At 66.2% G+C, this 6,280-nt stretch carries 8 protein-coding genes; 1 reads left to right on the plus strand and 7 read right to left on the minus strand.

Annotation, left to right across the window (positions count from 1 at the left end; translation table 11 throughout):
* The first annotated feature begins 62 nt into the window (after positions 1-62).
* Positions 63-1,076 carry an SMP-30/gluconolactonase/LRE family protein gene (locus tag ACIG5A_RS40610; protein ID WP_397250283.1) on the plus strand — a complete coding sequence of 338 codons (1,014 nt, stop codon included), beginning with the start codon at positions 63-65 and terminating at the stop codon, positions 1,074-1,076.
* Between the two features lie 54 nt (positions 1,077-1,130).
* Here ACIG5A_RS40610 and ACIG5A_RS40615 read toward each other — a convergent pair whose 3' ends face one another.
* From ACIG5A_RS40615 to ACIG5A_RS40645, 7 genes are all read right to left on the minus strand, one after another.
* Complete coding sequence (locus ACIG5A_RS40615) at positions 1,131-1,517, minus strand: hypothetical protein (RefSeq protein WP_397250285.1); 387 nt, start codon at positions 1,515-1,517, stop codon at positions 1,131-1,133.
* A 142-nt stretch (positions 1,518-1,659) separates the two neighbouring features.
* Positions 1,660-1,986, minus strand: a complete 327-nt coding sequence (locus ACIG5A_RS40620; protein WP_397250287.1) for a hypothetical protein — start codon at positions 1,984-1,986, stop codon at positions 1,660-1,662.
* A gap of 21 nt (positions 1,987-2,007) precedes the next feature.
* Positions 2,008-2,661 (minus strand): Uma2 family endonuclease, encoded by a 654-nt coding sequence (locus tag ACIG5A_RS40625; RefSeq protein ID WP_397250289.1) that lies wholly within the window; start codon positions 2,659-2,661, stop codon positions 2,008-2,010.
* A gap of 50 nt (positions 2,662-2,711) precedes the next feature.
* Positions 2,712-4,337 carry a chaperonin GroEL gene (gene groL, locus ACIG5A_RS40630; protein ID WP_397250291.1) on the minus strand — a complete coding sequence of 542 codons (1,626 nt, stop codon included), beginning with the start codon at positions 4,335-4,337 and terminating at the stop codon, positions 2,712-2,714.
* A gap of 211 nt (positions 4,338-4,548) precedes the next feature.
* A complete protein-coding gene (locus tag ACIG5A_RS40635; protein ID WP_397250293.1) occupies positions 4,549-4,842 on the minus strand; it encodes a hypothetical protein in 294 nt (97 codons plus the stop codon).
* Positions 4,843-4,969: 127 nt separating this feature from the next.
* Positions 4,970-5,368, minus strand: coding sequence for a hypothetical protein (locus tag ACIG5A_RS40640; protein WP_397250295.1), 399 nt, complete (start codon positions 5,366-5,368; stop codon positions 4,970-4,972).
* Positions 5,369-5,593: 225 nt separating this feature from the next.
* A complete protein-coding gene (locus ACIG5A_RS40645) occupies positions 5,594-6,274 on the minus strand; it encodes a Clp protease N-terminal domain-containing protein (protein WP_397250360.1) in 681 nt (226 codons plus the stop codon).
* Positions 6,275-6,280: the final 6 nt, after the last annotated feature.

Consider the following 6,280-nt stretch of genomic DNA (forward strand, 5'->3'; position numbering starts at 1 on the left):
AGATTCGTGCTCGTTCTTGGATGTGACTACATCCAGCCACCGATCGACAAAGAGGCTCGACCATGTCCCACCTGTTCCGGCGCCGCGTTCCGACCGTCGCGGTGAGCCTGGCGCTGGCCGCCGTCACGGCCGTGGCCTGCGGTAAGTCCGATGAACCCGCCGCGCCGAGCGGCCCGCGCATCACCAGCGCGTACGCACTGCCCGACGACCGCGCGTATCCCGAAGGCATCGCCGCCGACCCACGCACCGGCGACACCTACGTCGGCTCGTACACCAACGGCGCCGTCTATCGAGCCGCACGCGGAGCGCAGCGGGCCGAGGTATTCCTGCCCGCGGGCGCCGACGGCCGCAAGACCGCCAACGGTCTACGGGTCGACCAGGCCGGGCGGCTCTGGGTGATCGATTCGACCAAGGGCGTCACCGTGTACGACATCGCGACGCGTGCCGCGCTCGCGCGGTTCGAGATCACCGGCACCGCTGCGCATTTCGTCAACGACCTGGCCATCACCCCCGACGGCACCGCCTACCTGACCGACTCCATGCGCGGCGTCGTCTACCGCGTCACCCCCGCGCAGGTCACCGATGCGCAGGCCAACGGCGGCCGCGCCGACCTGACCGTCGCCGTCGACCTGAATCCGTCCCTCGCCGCACACGGCCCGGACGCCATCACCCTGAACGGCATCGTCGCCGACGCAGCGGGCCGCTACCTGCTTGTCGTCGACATGACCGCGGGTGAACTGCACCGCATCGCACTGAATCCGGCCGACCCCGCCCCGATCCGCAAGGTCACCCTGCGCGGCGGCGACGTGAAGCACGGCGACGGCCTGGAGTTGAACGGCGACACCCTGTGGGTCGTCCAGAACACCGCCAACACCATCGCCCGCTGGCGCCTGACCGACGACTACACCACCGCCACCCTGGAAACCACCCTCACCAACGAATCCCTTTCCATCCCAACCACTTTGACCCACGCCGACAACCACCTCTTGGTCGTCGCCTCCCAATTCGACAAGGGTGGCCCCATGGGCCAAGGCACCCCCGCCCCCTTCGCCGTCCTGGCGGTGGACAACCTCTGACACCCCGGCACACCCGCAGCCGGTCCCCCTACCCGGTGGACCGGCTTCGGCAGGTCAGTAGCTGCAGAGCTTGATGTAGTCACTGCCGCGAACGCGGTTGTCGCGCACGAACAATCCGGCGCCCTTCACGTACGGAACAGCGAGATCGAAGTCACCGCTTCGATATACGATCCACTTACTGTCGCGGCCCTCCAACAGCCTGGCTTTTTCGGCGCCGTCGAGAAATCCGTTGAAGTTGAAGTTGTGGTTCTCGTTCTCGATCTTGCCGTTGCTGATGTACGCGTATTGATAGGTGTAGGCGTAGAAATACCCCCACTTCTGCACTGTCCCGGAGCAACTTCCGGAGTTGGACGACGAAAACGTCGCCGCCTGCGCCGATCCCGCCCCCAACCCGAGCGCGACCATCAACGCCGCCACCACCATCAGAATTCGCTTCATCATTCCCACCCGCCGTGGCCCGGGCCCTGTGCCCACTGCCGAACGCCGAGAACGCTAGCCACCCCCTCGCCCGAAAACCCTTAACAGAATCCCAAAGCCCCAGCTAGAGCCGCGAAATCTCGATTCCGGTCCGGACATTCGACCATCAATCGCCCGCAGGCTCATCCCCACGCGCCCGCGCCTTGTCGGCGACCGCCCACACGAGCAGCGCGAGCGGCACGGCCCCCGCGGCGATCTTGACCCAATCCGTCACATCGTTGGCACGCGCGGTACTGCGATAACTACGCCCACTCCACGGCTGCGCCGAGGTCGGCGCACACCGCTCCCCCGGCTCCAAGTAGTAGCTACGAAAGTCGGTCAGGCTCCACTTCTGGCACAGCACATCGGAATCCAGCAACCCGACCACCCCCCACGCGATCAACGCCCCGAACACCACCAACCAGAACCCGTACCCAACCGGATTCGCCCGCACCGTACTCCACATACGAATCGGTCAGCTATCGAGATCGGTGAACGGGATTCGCACAGGAAATGGCTCATTCAGAATCAGAACCTCCTGATGCGGTTCGGCTCGGCGATAGCTGCCACTCGCCCAATCGAGTCGATACTCCTGGATTATCTTGACCCGCAGTTCGTCATCTAGATGGACGACGAGGTAGACCGGAATGCCCTCGGTGGCGTACTCGGCATGCTTGTCCACAGTGTCGATGTACTCCGACCCAGGTGACACAACCTCGACTACCAGCAAGACATCGTCGGAGTGCAGCTTCTCACCGCGCGGGATGCATCGATGAACAACGACATCCGGCCTGCGAAAGGAGAACCCTCGAGTTCGCGGCCGCACCCTCTGATAGTGCATCTCGAAGTCGGTGACCACTCGGGTACACGGCTCGGCTGGGCGAGCCGCATCGAAACCATTTGCGAGCCGACGTGCGACGATGTTGTGCTCGACGCCGCCACTTCGGCAGAAGATCACCCGCTCGTCGATCACCTCGATCTGCTTCTGTACCTCTTCCGGCAGCGCGTCGTATCCCTCCTCGGTGATGAGGAGCATCTCCGGGTCTGTCGCCCACGCCGGCAATACGCTCATGATCACCTCGATGTCGGGAATTCGGTCCGGCCCATCGTATGCCGGAAGCCGGCCCACCCGAGGGTGGACCGGCTTCCGGTTCGAGATGTGTTGCCTGGGGGCAGGACTCAGAAGTCCATGCCGCCCATGCCGCCGGTCGGGTCGCCGGCGGGAGCGGCGGCCTTCTCCGGCTTGTCGGCGACGACAGCCTCGGTGGTGAGGAAGAGCGCGGCGATGGAGGCCGCGTTCTGCAGGGCCGAGCGGGTGACCTTGACCGGGTCGGCAACGCCGGCGGCCAGCAGGTCCTCGTACTCGTTGGTCGCGGCGTTCAGGCCGTGACCCGCCGCCAGGTTGGCGACCTTCTCGGCGACGACGCCGGGCTCCAGGCCCGCGTTGAAGGCGATCTGCTTCAGCGGAGCCGACAGCGCGACGCGCACGATGTTGGCGCCGGTGGCCTCGTCACCGGTCAGGCTCAGCGCGTCGAGCGCCGGAGCCGACTGCAGCAGGGCCACGCCACCACCGGCGACGATGCCCTCTTCGACGGCAGCCTTCGCGTTGCGGACGGCGTCCTCGATGCGGTGCTTGCGCTCCTTGAGCTCGACCTCGGTCGCCGCGCCCGCCTTGATCACCGCGACACCGCCGGCCAGCTTGGCCAGACGCTCCTGCAGCTTCTCACGGTCGTAGTCGGAGTCCGAGTTCTCGATCTCGGTGCGGATCTGCGCAACGCGGCCCTTGATGGCCTCCGCGTCGCCCGCGCCCTCGACGATGGTGGTCTCGTCCTTGGAGATGACGACCTTGCGCGCCTGGCCGAGCAGCTCGATGCCAGCGGTCTCCAGCGAGAGGCCGACCTCTTCGCTGATGACCTCGCCACCGGTGAGGATGGCGATATCGGCGAGCTGAGCCTTGCGACGGTCACCGAAGCCAGGCGCCTTGACGGCGACGGACTTGAAGGTGCCGCGGATCTTGTTCACGACCAGGGTCGACAGGGCTTCGCCCTCGACGTCCTCGGCGATGATCAGCAGCGGCTTGCCGGCCTGGATGACCTTCTCCAGCAGCGGCAGCAGATCCTTGACGGTCGAGATCTTCGAACCGACGAGCAGGATGTACGGATCCTCGAGCACCGCTTCCTGGCGCTCGGGATCGGTCACGAAGTAACCGGAGATGTAGCCCTTGTCGAAGCGCATGCCCTCGGTGAGCTCCAGCTGGAGACCGAAGGTGTTGCTCTCCTCGACGGTGATGACGCCTTCCTTGCCGACCTTGTCCATGGCCTCGGCGATGAGCTCACCGATGGACGAGTCGCCCGCGGAGATACCGGCGGTGGCGGCGATCTGCTCCTTGGTCTCGACCTCCTTGGCGGAGTCGAGCAGAGCGGTGGTGACGGCCTCGACAGCCTTCTCGATGCCGCGCTTCAGGCCGAGCGGGTTCGCGCCGGCCGCGACGTTGCGCAGGCCCTCGCGCACCAGCGCCTGGGCGAGCACGGTGGCGGTGGTGGTGCCGTCGCCCGCGACGTCGTCGGTCTTCTTGGCGACTTCCTTGACCAGCTCGGCGCCGATCTTCTCGTACGGGTCCTCGAGGTCGATCTCCTTGGCGATGGAAACACCATCGTTGGTGATCGTGGGGGCGCCCCACTTCTTCTCCAGGACAACGTTGCGACCCTTCGGGCCCAGCGTCACCTTGACAGCGTCGGCGAGGGCGTTCAGGCCCCGCTCGAGGCCGCGACGGGCCTCTTCGTCGTAAGCAATTGTCTTGGCCATGGCGTTGTTGAGATCCTCCATGTATATGGCTGACACACAGGACGATCTCAGGTTGGATCGCCCCATTACGCTGGCCAGGTGCGGTGCCCGCGACGGACGACCGAGGGTGTCGATGGAACCCGGTCTCACCGTCCCGACCTAGCACTCACCGGTAGAGAGTGCCAAAGCCATTTTTAGCACTCGGCGGTTACGAGTGCAAGGTCAGGTCAGCTCAGGCTCGATCGGTGACGCGCAGGGCGAGCGCGACGAACGCGTCCGCGCGACGTTCGTCCGGCGACCTGGGCTCGCCGGTCTCGACGGTCACCTGTTCGGCGTCGTGCAACAGCAGTTCGGCCTCGATGCGCATGATCGCGCGAATGAAGGGCGGTGCGACCTCGGGCGGCAGATCGCCGTTCACGATGTACTCGCCATCGGGACCGGACTCGGTCGACACATAGGACAGGGCACGGAGCAGATCGTCGCGACGCTCACCCGCCACTAGATCGGAATCCGTGGTGTCCGCCATTCCCTCATCTTAGCTAGTCAGTAGCGCCCCGGATGGCGCCGATTCGGACGGCTGCCCGGGACCGGTGCCTGACCTGGCACTCCATCGGCGAGACACGCGCGGACCGGCGTTTCGGCCTGCGGACGTTTCAGCAGAGCGTGACCCACTGGCCGTTCGGGTCGTTCTTGGCGTAGCGGTTGTCCCGGACCAGGAGGTATTCGCCGGGGACCGTGGGGACGGCGATATCGCGCCAGGCCATGCGGTAGGTGACGTGGGTGTTCCACACGTCGAGGCGGCCCGCCGATTCGAAGCCGGTCAGGAAGCCGCCGAAGGTGAAGGCGTGCTGTTCGTCGCGGACGGTGTTGTCCCTGACCTCGACCCACTGATAGGTGTCGGCGTAGTAGTGCCCGCCGAAGTAGTCGTTGGTGCCGCTGCACTTGGCGATGGTGGCGCCGCCGGTATAGGACCAGGCCCGCGCCTGGCCCGCGGCCAGGATGGCACCGACCATCAGCACCGCGGCTAGTAGGCCGACTGTCAGAGACTTCACGCTTCCCCTCCAAGAGAACTCGAGCCGCAGACCTGAAATCGGCATCCGACTAGCTCGCGTTTCACCCTAACCCGAGGTTGCGGCATCGGGCGCACAGCCCAGGGCCCCGAGAACTCGGGGCCCGTCGGCCGGTCCGGGCGCGACGGGCCGCATGGAGCAGCAGCAGCGTGATCCTGATCCGGCGCAGGACGACCGCGTCGAGCACGGCCCTCCCACGGCCACCGATCACGACTGGCCGGGGAGGAGTTGCGAAAGGATCTCGACGAGATGGGCCTCGGTCTGCGGCTTGTAGATGCCGAGCCCGGCGAACAGGCCGAGGCCGTTCTCCTGCTCGAGCAGCGCGAGCAGGATGTGCTCGGTGCCGATGTAGTTGTGGCCGAGCCGCAGCGCCTCGCGGAAGGTCAGCTCGAGCACCTTCTTGGCCTCGGGTGCGAACGGAATGAGCGGGGGAACCGTCCCCTCGGGGGTAGGTACCGCGGCGGTCGCGGCGGCGCGCACCAGCTCCAGCGTGCTGCCCTGCACGATGATCTCTTGTGCGGCAAGCCCTTCCGGCTGGTCGAGCAGGCCGAGGATCACGTGCGGGATGCCGATCTGGTCGTTGCCCATCGATCGCGCGATTTCCTGGGCGCCCATGATCACCGCACGGGAACGGGGGGTGAACCGCGCGAAACCCGAGTTCGGATCCATGGCCGCCGCATCCTCGGGTCCCTTCGGCACGAACCGCTTCTGCGCGGCCTGCTTGGTGACACCCATGGATTCGCCGATATCGGTCCATGAGGCGCCGGAGCGCCGGGCCTGGTCGACGAAGTGGCCGATCAGATGATCGGCCCCATCGCCGAGATTTGCTGGGGCGACGACCCCGGCGGGGCGGTTATGCCCCGCGCGGTCTGGGGGGGGGTTTATTATTGCGGG

Origin of the sequence: Nocardia sp. NPDC052566 (assembly GCF_044547285.1) — a bacterium.
GTDB lineage: Bacteria > Actinomycetota > Actinomycetes > Mycobacteriales > Mycobacteriaceae > Nocardia.

Bases quoted from the DNA above. Each gene is read 5' to 3' on its own strand.
- ACIG5A_RS40635 (WP_397250293.1), bottom strand. From the start codon at position 4,842: ATGGCGGACACCACGGATTCCGATCTAGTGGCGGGTGAGCGTCGCGAC.
- ACIG5A_RS40615 (WP_397250285.1), bottom strand. From the start codon at position 1,517: ATGATGAAGCGAATTCTGATGGTGGTGGCGGCGTTGATGGTCGCGCTC.
- ACIG5A_RS40610 (WP_397250283.1), top strand. From the start codon at position 63: ATGTCCCACCTGTTCCGGCGCCGCGTTCCGACCGTCGCGGTGAGCCTG.
- groL (WP_397250291.1), bottom strand. From the start codon at position 4,337: ATGGCCAAGACAATTGCTTACGACGAAGAGGCCCGTCGCGGCCTCGAG.